This is a genomic window from Actinoplanes utahensis, assembly GCF_016862455.1.
Taxonomy (GTDB): domain Bacteria; phylum Actinomycetota; class Actinomycetes; order Mycobacteriales; family Micromonosporaceae; genus Actinoplanes; species Actinoplanes utahensis.
In genome coordinates, this window is sequence record NZ_BOMZ01000037.1 from 74,084 (window position 1) to 89,299 (window position 15,216).

14 protein-coding genes are annotated in these 15,216 nt (G+C 72.5%); 5 read left to right on the forward strand and 9 right to left on the reverse strand.

Features of this window, described 5'->3' with window-relative positions; all coding sequences use genetic code 11:
- Nucleotides 1-7: 7 nt before the first annotated feature.
- The 4 genes from Aut01nite_RS13585 to Aut01nite_RS13600 all read right to left on the reverse strand — a co-directional run bounded on the left by Aut01nite_RS13585 (nt 8) and on the right by Aut01nite_RS13600 (nt 4,699).
- Nucleotides 8-526: an NfeD C-terminal domain-containing protein gene (locus Aut01nite_RS13585; RefSeq protein WP_043525622.1), complete on the reverse strand. Its 519-nt coding sequence runs from the start codon at nt 524-526 to the stop codon at nt 8-10.
- Nucleotides 527-599: 73 nt separating this feature from the next.
- Nucleotides 600-1,589: a glutamate ABC transporter substrate-binding protein gene (locus Aut01nite_RS13590; protein ID WP_052163797.1), complete on the reverse strand. Its 990-nt coding sequence runs from the start codon at nt 1,587-1,589 to the stop codon at nt 600-602.
- Nucleotides 1,586-2,860 (reverse strand): GlnX family signal transduction membrane protein, encoded by a 1,275-nt coding sequence (locus tag Aut01nite_RS13595; protein ID WP_052163796.1) that lies wholly within the window; start codon nt 2,858-2,860, stop codon nt 1,586-1,588. The genes Aut01nite_RS13590 and Aut01nite_RS13595 overlap by 4 nt, the downstream gene beginning before the upstream one ends.
- A gap of 204 nt (nt 2,861-3,064) precedes the next feature.
- Entirely contained in the window at nt 3,065-4,699 is a 1,635-nt protein-coding gene (locus Aut01nite_RS13600; protein WP_052163810.1) for an FAD-binding protein, read from the reverse strand.
- 209 nt (nt 4,700-4,908) lie between these two features.
- Here Aut01nite_RS13600 and Aut01nite_RS13605 point away from each other — a divergent pair, with 209 nt between their 5' ends.
- Genes Aut01nite_RS13605 through dmpG form a run of 4 tightly spaced genes read left to right on the forward strand, consistent with a single transcriptional unit; the run spans nt 4,909 to nt 9,466 of the window.
- On the forward strand, nt 4,909-6,768 hold the full coding sequence (locus Aut01nite_RS13605) for an FAD-dependent oxidoreductase (RefSeq protein ID WP_063958781.1): 1,860 nt from the start codon (nt 4,909-4,911) through the stop codon (nt 6,766-6,768).
- A complete protein-coding gene (locus tag Aut01nite_RS13610; RefSeq protein ID WP_043525678.1) occupies nt 6,752-7,537 on the forward strand; it encodes a 2-keto-4-pentenoate hydratase in 786 nt (261 codons plus the stop codon). The genes Aut01nite_RS13605 and Aut01nite_RS13610 overlap by 17 nt, the downstream gene beginning before the upstream one ends.
- Before the next feature lie 41 nt (nt 7,538-7,578).
- Nucleotides 7,579-8,403: an acetaldehyde dehydrogenase (acetylating) gene (locus Aut01nite_RS13615; RefSeq protein ID WP_052163809.1), complete on the forward strand. Its 825-nt coding sequence runs from the start codon at nt 7,579-7,581 to the stop codon at nt 8,401-8,403.
- 19 nt (nt 8,404-8,422) lie between these two features.
- Nucleotides 8,423-9,466 carry a 4-hydroxy-2-oxovalerate aldolase gene (dmpG, locus tag Aut01nite_RS13620; RefSeq protein WP_052163808.1) on the forward strand — a complete coding sequence of 348 codons (1,044 nt, stop codon included), beginning with the start codon at nt 8,423-8,425 and terminating at the stop codon, nt 9,464-9,466.
- A 28-nt stretch (nt 9,467-9,494) separates the two neighbouring features.
- On the opposite strand, the gene Aut01nite_RS13625 is transcribed toward dmpG, so the two are convergent.
- From Aut01nite_RS13625 to Aut01nite_RS13645, 5 genes are all read right to left on the reverse strand, one after another.
- Nucleotides 9,495-10,163 carry a DUF4262 domain-containing protein gene (locus Aut01nite_RS13625; RefSeq protein WP_052163795.1) on the reverse strand — a complete coding sequence of 223 codons (669 nt, stop codon included), beginning with the start codon at nt 10,161-10,163 and terminating at the stop codon, nt 9,495-9,497.
- A gap of 38 nt (nt 10,164-10,201) precedes the next feature.
- Nucleotides 10,202-11,353: a WD40 repeat domain-containing protein gene (locus Aut01nite_RS13630; protein WP_052163794.1), complete on the reverse strand. Its 1,152-nt coding sequence runs from the start codon at nt 11,351-11,353 to the stop codon at nt 10,202-10,204.
- Between the two features lie 143 nt (nt 11,354-11,496).
- On the reverse strand, nt 11,497-12,420 hold the full coding sequence (locus Aut01nite_RS13635; protein WP_043525621.1) for a ferredoxin--NADP reductase: 924 nt from the start codon (nt 12,418-12,420) through the stop codon (nt 11,497-11,499).
- Nucleotides 12,420-12,722: a hypothetical protein gene (locus Aut01nite_RS13640; protein ID WP_236642730.1), complete on the reverse strand. Its 303-nt coding sequence runs from the start codon at nt 12,720-12,722 to the stop codon at nt 12,420-12,422. The genes Aut01nite_RS13635 and Aut01nite_RS13640 overlap by 1 nt, the downstream gene beginning before the upstream one ends.
- 116 nt (nt 12,723-12,838) lie before the next feature.
- Nucleotides 12,839-13,966, reverse strand: a complete 1,128-nt coding sequence (locus tag Aut01nite_RS13645) for a 3-ketosteroid-9-alpha-monooxygenase, oxygenase component (RefSeq protein WP_043525620.1) — start codon at nt 13,964-13,966, stop codon at nt 12,839-12,841.
- Nucleotides 13,967-14,047: 81 nt separating this feature from the next.
- On the opposite strand from Aut01nite_RS13645, the gene hsaA reads away from it, so the two are divergent.
- Complete coding sequence (hsaA, locus tag Aut01nite_RS13650) at nt 14,048-15,214, forward strand: 3-hydroxy-9,10-secoandrosta-1,3,5(10)-triene-9,17-dione monooxygenase oxygenase subunit (RefSeq protein ID WP_043525619.1); 1,167 nt, start codon at nt 14,048-14,050, stop codon at nt 15,212-15,214.
- Nucleotides 15,215-15,216: the final 2 nt, after the last annotated feature.

The window sequence follows — 15,216 nt, forward strand, 5'->3', positions numbered from 1 at the left end:
GCCTCTTCTATGGGGTTTCTTCCACTACGACGCTGGTCTCGCTGGGCGCCTCGATCACGAAGACCCGGGCGCCCGTGGGGATGGCGCGGTCGGCGCGCGCGTACACCTTGACCGGCTGGCCGCCGAGCCGGACCCGGACCTCGCCGTACCCGGTTCCGGCCGGCACCGGGGTCACCACCACACCGAGCGAGCCGACGAGATCGCGCCGTTGCGGGGTGGCGTCGGTGCGCATGTCCCGCGCGGCCCGCGACAGGCGCCACGCGAGCCAGGCGGCGGGCACGGCGGCCAGCGCGCCCACGATCACGGCCACCAGGATCACCGCGGGGGTACGGGCGCCGAACAGCTCCGACGCGGCCGCCCCGGCGAACCCGAACGCGCCGACGAAACCGGCCACCACCTCGAGCGAGACCGGTCCGCCCGCATCCGGATGGCCGAAGTGCAGCAGCTCACCGCCGAACAGCGCGAGCGCCAGGACCGCGACGGCCACCCCACCGATCACCAGGAACACCACGGTCGCGGTCAGCACCGCCGCCCTCCCCTTTTTCTCGAATCACCGCACCCTAGGACAGCACCGTCACCCTGCGCTGTCGGCCGACCGGTCAGTCCCGGTAGACGGCCACCGGCACCGGGGCCGGTCCCAGCCGCGGCTTGAGCCACCGGTCGTAGACGCGGGTCCACGTGCCGTCCGCCCGCATCCGCTCCAGCACCCCGTTGACGAACCGGACCATGTCGGCGTGCTCCTTCGGGATGCCGATGCCGGCCGGCTCGTCGGAGACCCTCGAGCCCACCACCTCGGTCGTCGGGTCCTGCGCGGCCAGTCCGGCGAGCAGCACGTCGATCGTCGACACCGCGTCCACCTGGTGCTGCTGCAACAGCACCAGGCAGTCCAGGGTGCTGTCGGTGCTGACCGGGATCATGTCGGTGGGCTGCTGGTCGATCGTGATGATGCTGGTGCTGCCCTTGGTGGCGCACACCTTCTTCCCGCGCAGATCGGGGAAGTCCTTGATCTTGTCGGCCTTGCGCACCAGCAGCCGCTGCCGGGAGGCGATGTACTCCGAGGAGAACGACACCTTCTGCCAGCGCTCGCACGTCATCGACATGGTCCGGATCACCAGGTCGACCTCTCTCCTCTCCAGGACCGGGATGCGGTCGGCCGTGGTGATCGCCCGGAACTGCACCCGGCCCGGGTCGCCGAAGAGCCCCCGGGCGATCTCCCGCGCCATGTCGATCTCGAAACCGGCCAGCTCACCGGTCGACGGATCCCGGAAGCCGAACAGGTACGCGTTCTGGTCGATCCCGACGACCAGCCGGCCGCGCGCCGCGATCGCCGCCATCGTGCTGCCGGCCGGCATGGCGCCGGGCCTCGGCATCGACGCGGGCGGGCGCAGACTGGCCCGCGGATCACAGGTCGGCGCGGGCGCGGCCGCCGGGATCTTCGCCGGATCCTCCACGTTCACCGGCCGGGGCACCACCGCGGTGGCGTCCGCCGTCACCGGCCGGGGCGTCCGACCGGCGCCACCGCACCCGGCGGCCAGCATCGTGACCGCCAGCAGACCCGCCACGGCCGAGGTCCTGAACATCACCGTCATCGGTACTCCCCGATCCGCGGCCGGAAACCGAGCACCACCGCGGCCACCAGGCCGGCGGTGAGCAACACCCACCCGGCGGTCAGGCCGCGCAGCGCGCTCGCGGCCCGCTCCGCCTGCGCGTCCACCCGCTGATTGCCGGCGTCCAGAACCTTGCTGAGCCCGGCGTCCAGCCGCTCGAACACCGCCGGCACCGCGTCGTCACCGGTCGCCGTGGCCATCTCGACCGCCGTGTCCCAGTCGCCGCCGTCGTCGGCCTGCCGGATCTCCGCATGCAGCTTCCGCCACGACTGCGCCTCCCGCTGCGCCGCCACCAGGGTGGCCCGGTCCGCCACCGGCGCCTGCGCGATGGCCGCCTCGAACAGGCCACTCGTCCCGTCCTCGCCGACCAGCTCCGTCATGTAACCGGCGAACTTCTCCTCGAACGCGGCGCCGCCGCCCCGGGCCACCAGGGTCAGCGCCTCGTTCGTACGGGCCTGCAGCGCCGCCCGGCCGGTGTCGGCCACCAGCGCCACCAGCGCCGAACCGTCCCGCAGCCCGGTCTCCAGACGTTTCGCCGTCGCGACGAACGCGACCAGCGACCAGCTCGTCGCCAGCACCACGGCCAGGGTCGCCGCGATCAGCCCCACGTTGAAGACCCGCCGGCTGCGGCGGGCCAGCATCACCTGCGCGGCGACCAGGGCCGCGACCGTCAGCACCACGAGCAGCAGCAGAAGCCGCGGGAAACCGGCGGCCTCCACCTGCTCGGCGATCAGATGCCTGGTGGTGCTGTTGAAGACCCCGGCGGCCTCCGGCAGGATCCGCTGCTGCATCAGCTCCGACGCCTCCCGCAGGTAGGCGCCGCCCAGCGGCACACCGAGCCGGTGGTTCGACCGGGCCGTCTCCACCAGACCGGTGTAGATCGGCAGCTGATCGGCGACGACCCGCAGTCGTGCCGCGTTCGCGTCGTCGGCGTCACGCAGCGCCACACTCAGCGACGCGGTCGCGCGGGCGATGTGGTTCAGGTATCTCATCCGCAGCTCGGCCGACTCGCCGCCGCTGGACAGGAACGCCGTCGCGGCCGTGGTGTCGGCGTCCGCCAGCGACCGGTACAGCGTCTGCGCGTCCACACTGATCGGCCCGCTCACCTCGGCGACGTCGGTGATCAGTGCCGACCGGTTCTGCACCTCGGCGACCGCGGCGGCGCCGGTGGCCAGCCCGAGCAGCACCAGCCCGGTCGCGACCAGCCAGTACAGCCGCGGCGTGGTGGTCCGCTCCCGGATCCGGCCGAGCACACCACCCGCCCGCCGGCCGGGCGGCTGAAGCGCGCCAGCCGGTCCCTGAGCGGGCGGCGGAAGGGCGGCGTGCCCGGTTTCCGCAGGTCTGGCACTGGCAGGCGCGAGTTGGGTCGGCACGCACACCCCCGGGCGATCCATCGGCGATTGACACCGCCACGGTAGGGACCCGCGTCCACCCCCACAACAGCCGGCCGGAATCGGTCAGCCGGCCGCGAGGTCGAGGGCGGCCAGATAGCCGAACGTCATCGCCGGGCCCAGGGTGGCGCCCGCGCCGGCGTAGCCACGGCCCATCACCGAGGCGGCGGCGTTACCGGCCGCGTACAAGCCGGGGATCGGGGTGCCGTCGGTCTGCAGGACCCGGGCACGCTCGTCCGTGCGCAACCCGCCCTTGGTCCCGAGATCGCCCGGCACCAGCGAGAACGCGAAGAACGGCGGCTTGCGCAGCGCGCCGAGACACGGGTTCGGGCGCTGCCGGGGGTCACCGTAGTACCTGTCGTACGCCGAATCGCCGCGCCCGAAATCCTCGTCCCGCCCGCTCGCCGCGAACCCGGTGAACCGCTCCACCGTCTCCCGCAGCGCCCCCGCCGGCACCCCGATCCGCTGCGCCAGCCCGTCCAGCGAACCCGCCCGGTGCGCGACGCCCGCGTCGAACCAGCGGCGCGGCAGTGGCGCCCGCGGCGGGTGCCCGGCGAACAGGTACCGGTCCCGGTAGGTCCGGTCGGTGATCAGCCAGGCCGGCAGATGCGTCCCGGAGCCGGTGCGGCCGAGCATGACATGGACGACGTCGACGTACGGCGCGGCCTCGTTGACGAACCGCCGCCCGGAGCCGTCGACGATCAGGCTGCCCGGAAGGTTGCGTTCGGCCAGGCAGAAGTACGGTCCACCGGTCAGCGGCAGCGTCGGCCCCCACCACGCCTCGTCCATCAGGTCGAGCGCCGCCCCGAGCCGCCGCCCCGCCTCGATGCCGTCCCCGGTGTTCCCGGCCGCCCCGACCGTCCACTCCGCCCCGAGCCCCTGATGCCGCCGCCGCATCGCCTCGTTGTGCTCGAACCCGCCGCTGGCCAGCACGACTCCGCGCCGGGCCCGCAGCCGCCGCTCGCCGGTCGTCCCCGCCTCGCCGCGCTGCCGTGACCCGCTCGCCTCCTGACCGGGCCGGCTGCTCTCCTCGACCCGGTCGCCGGCCTCGCGGCTTCGTGGGCCGCTTGGTCCGGCGACCACCCCGGTGACCCGGCCCCGCTCGACGATCAGGCTGCTCATCGGAGTACCGAGGAGAACCGGCACGTTCGCGGCCCGCAGCCCCGCCCGTAGCCCGGCCGCGAGCGCCTGGCCCATGGTCAGCCGGCGTCCGCGGAGCCGCCCGGCGGCCAGTCTCACCGCGGTCAGCATCGACCGCGGATGCCGCAACCCCAGCGACAGCCACCGGTAGTCGACCGCGGTGACCGCCATGCCGTTCGGTGCGGCCCGGTACGGCGCGGCGAGCGTCCCCAGATCCGCCGCCACCTCGTGGACGGGCAGCGGCCGCGGCTCGACGGTCCGTCCTTCGGCGAGCCCGCCGGGCGCCTCGGGGTGATAGTCGGGATAGCCCGGCACCCGCGCGAACTCCAACGGCGTGTGCTCGCGGACGAACGCCAGCACGTCGGGCCCGTACTTGAGGAACGCATCGCGCCGGCTCGCCGACACTTCGGCACCTGCAACGTGTTGCAGGTATGTCGCCGCCTCCGGCCCCGGCAGCCACAGGCCGCCGCCGGAGCGCGCCGTCGATCCGCCGTACGTCGCCGCGCCGTCGATGACCACGACCTTGAGCCCTTGATGGGCGGCGGCGAGCGCCGCGGTCATCCCGCCCCCGCCGCAGCCGACCACGACGATGTCGAACTCCTCCTCGGTAATCACTAGAACAGGTTATAGTTATCAGGCTCGATCGCCTAGCCGTCCGTGTGCACCGCCCGCTTCGCCGTCGCCCGCTGTCGTCCGTTGTCGTCCGTCGCCCGCTTCGCCGTCGCCCGCTGTCGTCCGCCGCCGTTCGCATTCGTCCGTAGGAGGCCCGCATGGAGAAGCCGGCCACCGTCGTCGTGGTGGGCTTCGGCGCCGCCGGAGCGTGCGCCGCGATCGAGGCCGCCGAAGCCGGGGCCGAGGTGCTGGTCATCGACCGCTTCCACGGCGGCGGCGCCACCGCCATCTCGGGCGGCGTCGTCTATGCGGGCGGCGGGACGCGCCAGCAGCGCGCCGCGGGTGTCACCGACGACCCCGCCGCGATGTACGCCTACCTGCGCCACGAAGTCCGCGACGCCGTGTCGCCCGCCACGCTCCGGCGCTTCTGCGACGAATCCGCCGACATGCTGGCCTGGCTGGAGGAGCACGGCGTCCCGTTCGGCGCGCGCCTGTGCCCGTACAAGACCTCCTATCCCGCCGACCGCCACTACCTGTACCAATCCGGCAGCGAACACGCCTACCCCGACCCCGCTCCCCGCGGCCACCGCACGTTCGCCCGCGGCACCTCCGGCGGTCTCCTGCACGCCCGCCTCGCCGAAGCGGCCCGCTCCCGGCGGATCCGCTTCCTCCCGCAGACCCGAGCCGCATCCCTCCACTGGACCACCCCTGCCGTAATCGCGACCGGAACCGGCCGGCCCGGGACGGACACTCCCGGCCGGGGAACCTCTCCGGAGCGGCGGATCGCCGGTGTCGTCTGCCGTACGTTGCGGGACGCTCCGGGCTGGGCTCGGCTCGCGCACCGGACGTTGCATCGCCTGTCGGTCAAGCCGGGGGTCTATCTGCCGGCGTTCGGGCGGATGCTGCACCGCTGGACGGCCCGGATCGAGGACCGGCACGGCCGCGCACTGCACCTCAGGGCCGACGCGGTGGTGCTCGCCGCGGGTGGGTTCGTGTTCGACCGGGAGATGATGCGCGAGCACGCGCCCGGCTATCGCGGGCTGCGGCTGGGCACCCCGGGCGACGACGGCTCCGGAATCCGGCTGGGAACGGCGGCCGGCGCGGGCACCCGCCACCTGGACCGGATCACCATCTGGCGGTTCCTCACCCCGCCGTCGGCGCTGCTCGGCGGGATCCTCGTCGACCGGGACGGCCGGCGGGTCTGCGACGAGTCCCGCTACGGCGCGGCGATCGGCGAAGCCGTCCGCCGCTGCCCCGGCGGCCGGGCCTGGCTGCTGGTGGACGCGACGATCCTCGCCGAGGCGCGTCGCCAGATCGGCACACAGACACTCTGGTTCCAGCGTCTGCAGATGTGGTGGCTGCTCACCGCGCACCGGACCACGGCGCCGACCCTGGCGGATCTCGCCCGCCGGACCGGCCTGGACCCGGACGGCCTGGCCGCAACGGTCGACGCCTACCACGCGGGGCAGGCCGGAGCGCGGTCCGCGGCGGACGATCGAGCGCCCGGCGCGTCCCCGGATGCGGACGGCCGTGTCCCAGGCGTGGGCGGCGGTGCCGCAGGGGTGAGCGGCGATGTTCCGGGCGTCGGTGGCCGTGCCGCAGGGGTGGGCGGCGGTGATCCGGGTGTGGGCGGTGGTGACTCGGGGGTGGGCGGTCGTGACCCGGCCGGCAAACCGGCGGCTCTGTCGCGGCCACTCGTCACGGGGCCGTTCTCGGCGCTGGACGTGTCGCTGCGGACGTCGCCCGCGCCGATGCTGACGCTCGGCGGGCTCACCGTGGACGAGGCGACGGGCCAGGCGCTGCGGCCGGACGGAACCGTGATCCCGGGGCTCTACGCCGCGGGGCGTACCGCGTCGGGGATCTGTTCCGGCTCCTACGTCAGTGGTCTCTCCCTCGCCGACTGTGTGTTCTCCGGCCGCCGAGCCGGCCGGCACGCCGGCGGTGGCGGGGCCCGGGTCGCTCGGGTCCGGCCGGGGAACAGCGACGAGCAGGGGAGTGGGCGTGGTCACCGAGAATGAACTGTGGGAGCTGGCGGACCGCCTATGGGTTGCGGAGCGGGAGCGGGCGCCGATCCCGCCGCTCGTGCGGGACCATCCGGGGCTCGGGGCGGCGGAGGCGTACGCGATCCAGCTCCACAACATCCGGCGGCGCGGTGTGCCGGTCGTCGGGCACAAGGTCGGCCTCTCGTCGAAGGCGATGCAGGAGATGATGGGCGTCGACGAGCCGGACTACGGGCATCTGCTCGCCGACATGCGCCTGTCCGAGGACGAGCCGGTGGACGTCTCGCGGTACTGCTTCCCGCGGGTGGAGATCGAGGTGGCGTTCCTGCTCGGCGACGACCTGCCGGGGGAGGACTGCACCGAGGAGGACGTGCTCGCGGCGACCGAGGCGTTCGCCCCGTCGATCGAGCTGATCGACAGCCGGATCACCGACTGGCGGATCAGTCTGGCGGACACGATCGCTGACAACGCGTCGTCCGCGGGCTTCGTGGTGGGTGCTTCCCGCGTACCACCGCAAGCAGTTGATCCTCGCGGCATCGCCGCGGTCCTGCGACGCGGACCGGACGTGGTGGCGGCGGGCCGGTCGGACGCCGTGCTCGGGAATCCGGTGACGGCGGTGGCGTGGCTGGCGCGGACCGTGGCGAGGTTCGGGGTGCGGCTGCGTGCGGGGCATCTGATCCTGCCGGGGGCGTGCGCGCGGGCCGTGGACGTTCATGCGGGCGACGGGTTCCGCGCCGAGTTCGACGGGCTCGGCGAGGTGCGGTTGGCATTCGGGGAGGGACGTTGAAGGCGGCGATCGTGGGGTCGGGCAACATCGGGACCGACCTGATGTACAAGCTGCTGCGGTCGACGATCATCGAGCCGCGCTGGATGGCCGGCGCCGATCCGGCGAGCCCGGGGCTGCGGCGGGCCGCGGAGGCGGGCCTGGAGACCGGGACCGGCGGGGTGGACTGGCTCCTCGGCCGGGATCCGCTGCCGGACATCGTGTTCGAGGCGACGTCGGCGGCGGTGCACCGGGCGAACGCGCCGCGGTACGCCGAGGCGGGGATCCGGGCGATCGATCTGACCCCGGCGGCGGTCGGCCCGGCGGTGGTGCCGGAGGTCAACCTCGGTGCGCACCGGGACGCCGCCAACCTCAATCTGATCACCTGCGGCGGGCAGGCGACGATCCCGATGGTGCAGGCGGTGTCGCGGGTGACGCCGGTCGGCTACGCGGAGATCGTCGCGACCGTGGCCTCGGTGTCGGCGGGGCCGGGGACCCGGGCGAACATCGACGAGTTCACCCGGGTGACGAGCCGTGGCCTGGAGACGATCGGGGGAGCGGCGCGCGGCAAGGCGATCATCGTGCTGAACCCCGCCGACCCGCCCTTGATCATGCGGGACACGATCTTCTGCGCTGTCTCGCCGTCAGCTGATCTCGATGCGGTCCGCACGTCGATCAGCGACCGGGTCGCCGAGATCGCGATGTATGTGCCGGGGTACCGGCTGCTGGACGAGCCGCAGTTCGACGCGGTGGGCGACCGGACGATGCGGGTCGGGATCTTCGTGGAGATCGAGGGCGCCGGCGACTTCCTGCCGCGGTACGCCGGGAACCTGGACATCATGACCGCGGCGGCGACCAGAGTGGGTGAGTGCCTTGCGCAAGGACGGTGAATCCGGCTGGTCCTCCAGGCTGTCTCGGAGCGCGGGAGACAGCCCGGAGAACCAGCCGGAGGTTGATCTCAGAATCACGGACTCGACGTTGCGGGACGGGTCGCACGCCAAACGGCACCAGTTCACCGTCGACGAGGTGACCGCGGTGGTACGGGCGCTCGACGACGCGGGCGTGCCGGTCATCGAGGTGACCCACGGGGACGGACTGGGCGGGTCGTCGTTCACCTACGGGCTCAGCCGCACGCCCGAACAGGAGCTGATCAGCGCCGCGGTCCGCACGGCCACCCGCGCGCGGATCGCCTTCCTGATGCTGCCGGGCGTGGGCGTTCTCGACGACATCCGGGCGGCGGCGGCCAACGGCGCCACCGTCTGCCGGATCGCCACCCACTGCACCGAGGCCGACATCGCCGTTCAGCACTTCGGGATCGCCCGCGACCTGGGCCTGGAGACGGTCGGTTTCCTGATGATGGCCCACTCGATTGAGCCGGACCGGCTGGCCGATCAGGCCCGGATCATGGCCGACGCCGGCTGCCAGTGCGTGTACGTCGTCGACTCGGCGGGCGCGCTCGTCCTCGATCAGGTCAGCGACCGGGTGTCCGCCCTGGTCGCCGAACTCGGCGACGACGCGCAGGTGGGCTTCCACGGCCACGAGAACCTGGGTCTCGGCGTCGCCAACTCGATCCTCGCCCACCGGGCCGGCGCGCGGCAGATCGACGGCAGCACCCGCCGGTTCGGGGCGGGCGCCGGCAACACCCCGGTGGAGGCGTTCGTGGGGGTGTGCGACAAGCTCGGCATCCGTACGGGCGTCGACTTCTTCAAGATCGTCGACGCGGCCGAGGACGTGGTCCGCCCGGTGATGCCCGACGAGTGCAAACTGGACCGGATGGCCCTGATCATGGGGTACGCCGGCGTCTACTCCAGTTTCCTGCTGCACGCGTACACGCTCGCCCAGCGGTACGGCGTCTCCGGCGCCGAGATCCTCGTCAAGGCGGGCGAACGCCGACTCGTCGGCGGCCAGGAGGACCAGCTGATCACGATCGCCCGCGAGCTCAGCCGCAGCTGACCGGCGCGCGAGTGTCGCCTGCGGCCACTCAGATCGGTTCGCGGACCACGCCGCGGATCGGGTTGCTGCCCTCGGTGATCCAGTTGACCGTGAAGACCTGGGTCCGGGCGCCGGCCTCCGGGTAGGGCCACGGCGTGATCTCGTCCAGGTCGGTCCAGATGCTCGGTTCGTGGTCGTCCGGTGGCACCCACAGCGACGGCTGATCGGCCCGGCAGTTGCCGCCGCTGCCCTCCTGCCAGGGGAAGGTCCCGTGCCGGTCCGGCCATACCAGCTGCACGATCGGCAGCGGCGGTTCCCGGTAGAAGTTCAGTGCGGACCCGAGCAGCCGCGGATACCAGGCGGGCTGCACGGGGCGTACCGCCAGGGGGAAACCGCGCAGCACCTTCTCGACCGGCCGGTCGAGCCGTAGCGGCCGGCCCTTCTTGATCCGTTTACCGAGCCGATTGACCCAGGCCTGCATGTCCCGCAGGCCCAGACCGAACATCGCGACTTCCGGACTGCCGTACGTGTGCCACAGCCCCACGGTGAACACCCACGCCGGGACGTCGTCGTGCGCGCCGATCCCGACGACACTCCAGCCGTGTTTCTCCACCAGCCGTGCGGTGGCGTCGCGCCAGCCGAGGCAGCCGTCGTCGTCCACGTCGGGTGCGCAGAGGTGGCAGGAACAGTCCCGTTCCGGATCGATCAGGTCGGTCACGGCCGCCGAGCCTAGAGCAACCTCGGCCGCCGGCATCCTCAGCGGCCGCCCACGACGTTCCCGCTCGCGCGGACCCGGGTCCACGGCAGGGCGCCGGCCCCGGCGAAATCGAAGCGCCCACCGTACGGATCCTCGTCGTCCTCATCGGTCTCGTCGGGTGCGTGCTCGGTGGCGCGGCCGAAGGCGGCCGCGACCTCCTCGGCACCGGACGCCGGCGGCCCCGGTGGCTCCCGCACCAGCATCAGGTCGCCGTCGCCGAGCGCGACGACGAGGTGGCCGGTCGCCGTGGCGGTCAGCGCGGTCACCGCCGACGTGGCGACGGGGTGCTCGATCAGCCGGCCGCCGTCCACGCGGTACTCGATCAGGATTCCGGCCGGTGTGCCGATCCAGAGCACACCGGGCACGGAACCGAACGTGGCGGCGGGACGCGCCCACGTCTGCATCTGTTCGACCCAGGCGTCCTCGAGCGGCGAACAGGAACCGGGATGCGGTTCCCCGAGCGCCAGCGCGGCGACCCGCGTCAGCGACGGAAAGGCGAAGACCTCGAGAGTGTTGTCGTACGCGTTGCCGCTGATCGCGAAGTGCCGCCCGTCCGCGCTGAAGTCCGGCGGCCGGTAGTCGTCGACGTCCAGGTGCAGGGCCCGCCGCAGGGGCCGCATCACGGCCGGCCGATCCGTGCCGGCGGTGGCGAAGACGACGAGCGTCTCCGCCTGTTCGCTGATCAGGGTGCTGACCAGGCCGCCGCCGGGAGGCGCGGTGACCCCGGTGTCCCAGCCCGCGGCGGTGGCGACGGTTCCGGAGGCGAGATCGAGCGCGGAGGAGCAGTCCCAGCCGTCCGCCCACAGAGTCCGGCCGTCGGGGCTGAACGCGAGCGCCCGGCATCCGTGGGGATCCTGGGCGATGCCCGGGACCGGGGTGACGCCCTCCGGTGTCCACAGGGCGATGCCGTCCGCGTCCGAGACCGCGAGCATCGCTTCGTGGGGATGCCAGGCGACCTCGGGCGTCATCCGATGGAACAGGTCACCGTAGGGCGGCGAGCCGGCGCCGAGCACCGCGAGCTCCCGCAGGAGCCCGTCCCGGACTTGGACAGCGGACCGGTCCGCCTCCCGCCCCGCGATCAACGGCAGCCGCGGATGACTGACGAGCCGGTCGATGGCCGATCCGGATCGGGCGCGCGCCGAGATCTCCACGCGAACACCGTACTGGTGTTCGCCGCGAGGGAACGCTCACGCCCGCAGCCCGCGTTGCGGTCGTCAGGGCGGGAAGACCCCGCGCGGACGGCCACGGGACGGCCGGATCCCGGCGGGAACGGCGCACGGCGTACCGGAGGAATTCAGTAATAGGTGACCGCGACCGCATCGCTCGCCGGAAGCGCCTGGCAGGCCAGGGTGTAACCGTCCGCGAAGTCCTCCTCCTCGAGGATCTCGTTGTTGACCAGCGTGACCTCGCCGCTGGTCAGGCGCACCGCACACGCTCCACACTGGCCCTGGCGGCACGAATAGGGCGGATTGAGGCCCGCGTCGATGATCACGTCGAGGAGCCGTCTGCCCGCCGCCCACGGCAGCACGTGCGTCTGCCCGTCGATCGTCACCTCGGCGACGGCGTCCCGGCCGCCGCCGGACTCCAGCTCGAAGCGTTCCACCCGGATGCGTGCGGCCGGCACGCCGGCCAGCTGCAGCGCCTTCTCGGCGACCTCGACGAACGCTTCCGGTCCGCAGACGAAGGCTTCCCTCTCCGCGTACGGCGCCAGCAGCTCGCGGAGACCGTCGGCCGTGGGGACGCCCCGCTCGCTGTCCAGCCAGTGGGTCACCGGCAGCAGCCCGGCCAGCTCGTCGCCGAAGATGATGGACTCGGCGTCCCGGTTGGCGTAGATCAGGGCCCGCTCGCCCCGCACCGCCTTGACGATCCCCATGATCGGGGTGATGCCGGAGCCGCCGGCCAGCAGCAACAGGTCGTCGTCGAGCGACGCGGGCGTGAACGTGCCGGCCGGCCCGGCCACGTCGAGGAGGTCCCCGGCCCGCACGTGGTCACCGATCCAGTTGGAGACCCGGCCGCCGGCCATCCGCTTCACGGTGATCTTCGGTGGCTCGCCGGTGCCGGGCGCGCTGGCGAGGGAGTAGCAGCGCGCCCCGGCCGGGGTGCGGACCGTCAGGTACTGCCCGGGACGGTAGTCGAACGCGGTCGCGAGGATCAGCGAGATCGCGTCGGCGGTCTCGGTGACGACCTCGCTGACCCGGACCGCCTGGAACTCCGGCATCAGAGCACCTCCAGACGGCCCTCACGGATCGCCCGGTCGAGGCTCTCCCGCAGCTCGGGGCAGGTCGGGACGAGGGCGGCCGGCCGCCCGGCGGCGGTGGCGGCGAGCCGTTCGCAGGACCGCCCGGGCCATTGGACGCTCGTCTGCATCGCGCTGCGCCTGCCGGCCCGCACGGTCCGGCCGCATCCACCGCACCGCACGTCGGTCAGGCCGCCGTCCAGGTACTCCTGGCGCTCGTGCGGATCGGCCACCGCCGGGCCGGGCATCGTCACATCGGGAACTGCCGGGCCGGAGAACGTCATATCGGGCGCCGTCGCTTCGGGCGCCGTCGCTTCGGGCGTCGTCGCTTCGGGCGTCGTCGCTTCGGGCGTCGCCGCTTCGGGCGCCGTCGCTTCGGGCGCCGCCGCTTCGGGCATCGTCATGAGGTCGCGGCCCGGGCCTGGTTGGCGGCGACCTCCGCCTCCCACGTCTCGACCGCCCGGGTGGTGTCGACCTCGAACTCGTAGCGCGCGACCATGTCGTCGGTGACATCCTCGACGTCGGTGTAGAACTGCTCGTACCACCGGCGGAGCTGGTAGACCGGGCCGTCCTCGGCGCAGAGCAGCGGGTTGTCGATCCGGGTCTTGTTCTTCCAGATCTCCACGTCCTGCAGGAACCCCACGCCGATGCCCTTGGCGAACTTGGCCGCCGCCTTCGCCGCCTGCTCGGTGCTGAGACCGGGCAGACGTTTCATGATCAGGCCCCACTGCAGCACGAACGAGTCCGGCGAGACCGGGTAGTGGCAGTTGATCAGCACCGATTCGATCGGGACGCCGTTCCAGTCGTTGTACAGATAGTCGATCATGTAGGACGGCCCGTAGTAGGCGGCCTCGGACCGCAGCGTCGACTCGCCGGCCTGGCTCGCGGTGCTCGGCACGTCGGGGCGGGGCCTGGTGGTCAGGAACTGCGCCGCCACATGGCCCTCCAGCACGTTCTTGAAGAACGTCGGGAAGGCGAAGTGGATGTAGAAGAAGTGCGCCATGTCCACGACGTTGTCGATGATCTCGCGGCAGTTCGCGCCGTCGATGCGCACCGAATCCCAGGTCCAGTCGCTCCACTCGGCGGAGAACGCGCCCTCGATCCGCGGGATCGCCACCTCGGGCGGCGGCGGGTTGCCCTGCGGATCGTTCCAGACGAAGAGCTGCCGGTTCTGCTCGCAGGTGATCCACGAGCGGGTGCGGGCCCGCATCGGGACGCGATGCGCGTACGGCACCTCGACGCAGCGGCCGTCCCCCTGCCAGCGCCAGTCGTGGAACGGGCAGGCGATGGTGTCGCCCTTGATCGTGCCCTGGGTGAGATCGCCCCCCATGTGCCGGCAGTAACCATCGAGCACGCTTATCGCTCCGGTCGAGTCCGCGAAGACCACGAGTTTCGTGCCGAACGCCTCGATCGCGTGCGGCTGCCCGTCACGGAACGTGTCGGCCAGTCCCAGGCAGTGCCACCCCCGGGCGAACCTCGCCGGTGGCCTGCCGACGTCGATGGTGCGCGGCTGCTGGCTGATCCCCATGTCCCGCTCCTGGTCCGTAGGTAGAACGTGTTCTAGTATAGAGGTCGCTCGACACGCGGCCAACCAGCCTGGAGGGTTCTCATGGAAGCGGTAGTCGCCGGAGTTCGAGAACTGTTACCTGTTCTGCGGGAGCGAGCACAGGAGACCGAGGACCGCCGCGCCCTGGCCCCGGAGACCGTGAAGGCGCTCGCCGAGACCGGCTTCTTCCGGCTGCTGCAGCCGGCCCGCTTCGGTGGTCACGAGGCACACCCGCTCGCCTTCCTCACCGGCGTCCGCGACATCGCCGCCGCCTGCGGATCCACCGGCTGGGTCGCCTCGGTGATCGGCGTGCACAACTGGCAGCTCGCGCTCTTCCCGGACCGCGCCCAGCAGGACGTCTGGGGCGGGGACACCGGCACCCGGATGTCGTCGTCCTACGCGCCCACCGGCAGGATCACGGCGGTCGACGGCGGCTATCTGGTGAACGGCCGCTGGAGCTTCTCCTCCGGCTGCGACCACGCCACCTGGGTGCTGCTCGGCGGCATCGTCCCGCCCGGCGACGACGGCACGCCCGCCGATTTCCGCACCTTCCTGCTGCCCGCCTCCGATTACACCGTCGAGGACGTCTGGCACACCGTCGGCCTGCGCGGCACCGGCAGCAACGACATCGTCGTCACCGACGCGTTCGTGCCCGCGTACCGGTCGCTCAGTTTCAACGACACCGCGCGCTGCGTCTGCCCCGGCCAGGAGCAGAACCCGGGACCGCTCTACCGGATCCCGTACGCGTCGATCTTCTCCTATGCCATCACCACCCCGATCATCGGCATGGCCACCGGCGCCTATCAGGCCCACGTCGAGCACACCCGGTCCCGCGTCCGCGCCTCGTACGTCGGTGTCAAGGCCGCCGAGGACCCGCACTCGCAGGTGCGGATCGCCGAGGCGGCGAGCGACATCGACTCCGCCTGGCTCGCCCTCCAGGCGAACATGCGCGAACTCATGGACCTGGCCACGGCCGGCACGAAGCTCCCGATGCCGCTGCGCCTGCGGATCAGGCGTGATCAGGTCCGCGGCACCGAGCTCGCCATCCGCGCCGTCGACCGCCTCTTCGAGAACTCCGGCGGCCGCGCCCTCGCCGTCGGAACCCCGATCCAGCGCTTCTGGCGGGACGCCCACTCCGGCCGGGTGCACGCGATCAACGACCCGGAACGGGCCCTGTCCATGTTCGGCCGCGGCGAGTTCGGCCTGCCCCTCAACGACGCGATGGTCTAGCC

Bases quoted from the DNA above. Each gene is read 5' to 3' on its own strand.
- Aut01nite_RS13640 (WP_236642730.1), bottom strand. From the start codon at position 12,722: ATGACGTTCTCCGGCCCGGCAGTTCCCGATGTGACGATGCCCGGCCCG.
- Aut01nite_RS13605 (WP_063958781.1), top strand. From the start codon at position 4,909: ATGGAGAAGCCGGCCACCGTCGTCGTGGTGGGCTTCGGCGCCGCCGGA.
- Aut01nite_RS13635 (WP_043525621.1), bottom strand. From the start codon at position 12,420: ATGCCGGAGTTCCAGGCGGTCCGGGTCAGCGAGGTCGTCACCGAGACC.
- Aut01nite_RS13645 (WP_043525620.1), bottom strand. From the start codon at position 13,966: ATGGGGATCAGCCAGCAGCCGCGCACCATCGACGTCGGCAGGCCACCG.
- Aut01nite_RS13600 (WP_052163810.1), bottom strand. From the start codon at position 4,699: ATGACCGCGGCGCTCGCCGCCGCCCATCAAGGGCTCAAGGTCGTGGTC.
- Aut01nite_RS13615 (WP_052163809.1), top strand. From the start codon at position 7,579: ATGTACAAGCTGCTGCGGTCGACGATCATCGAGCCGCGCTGGATGGCC.
- Aut01nite_RS13590 (WP_052163797.1), bottom strand. From the start codon at position 1,589: ATGACGGTGATGTTCAGGACCTCGGCCGTGGCGGGTCTGCTGGCGGTC.
- hsaA (WP_043525619.1), top strand. From the start codon at position 14,048: ATGGAAGCGGTAGTCGCCGGAGTTCGAGAACTGTTACCTGTTCTGCGG.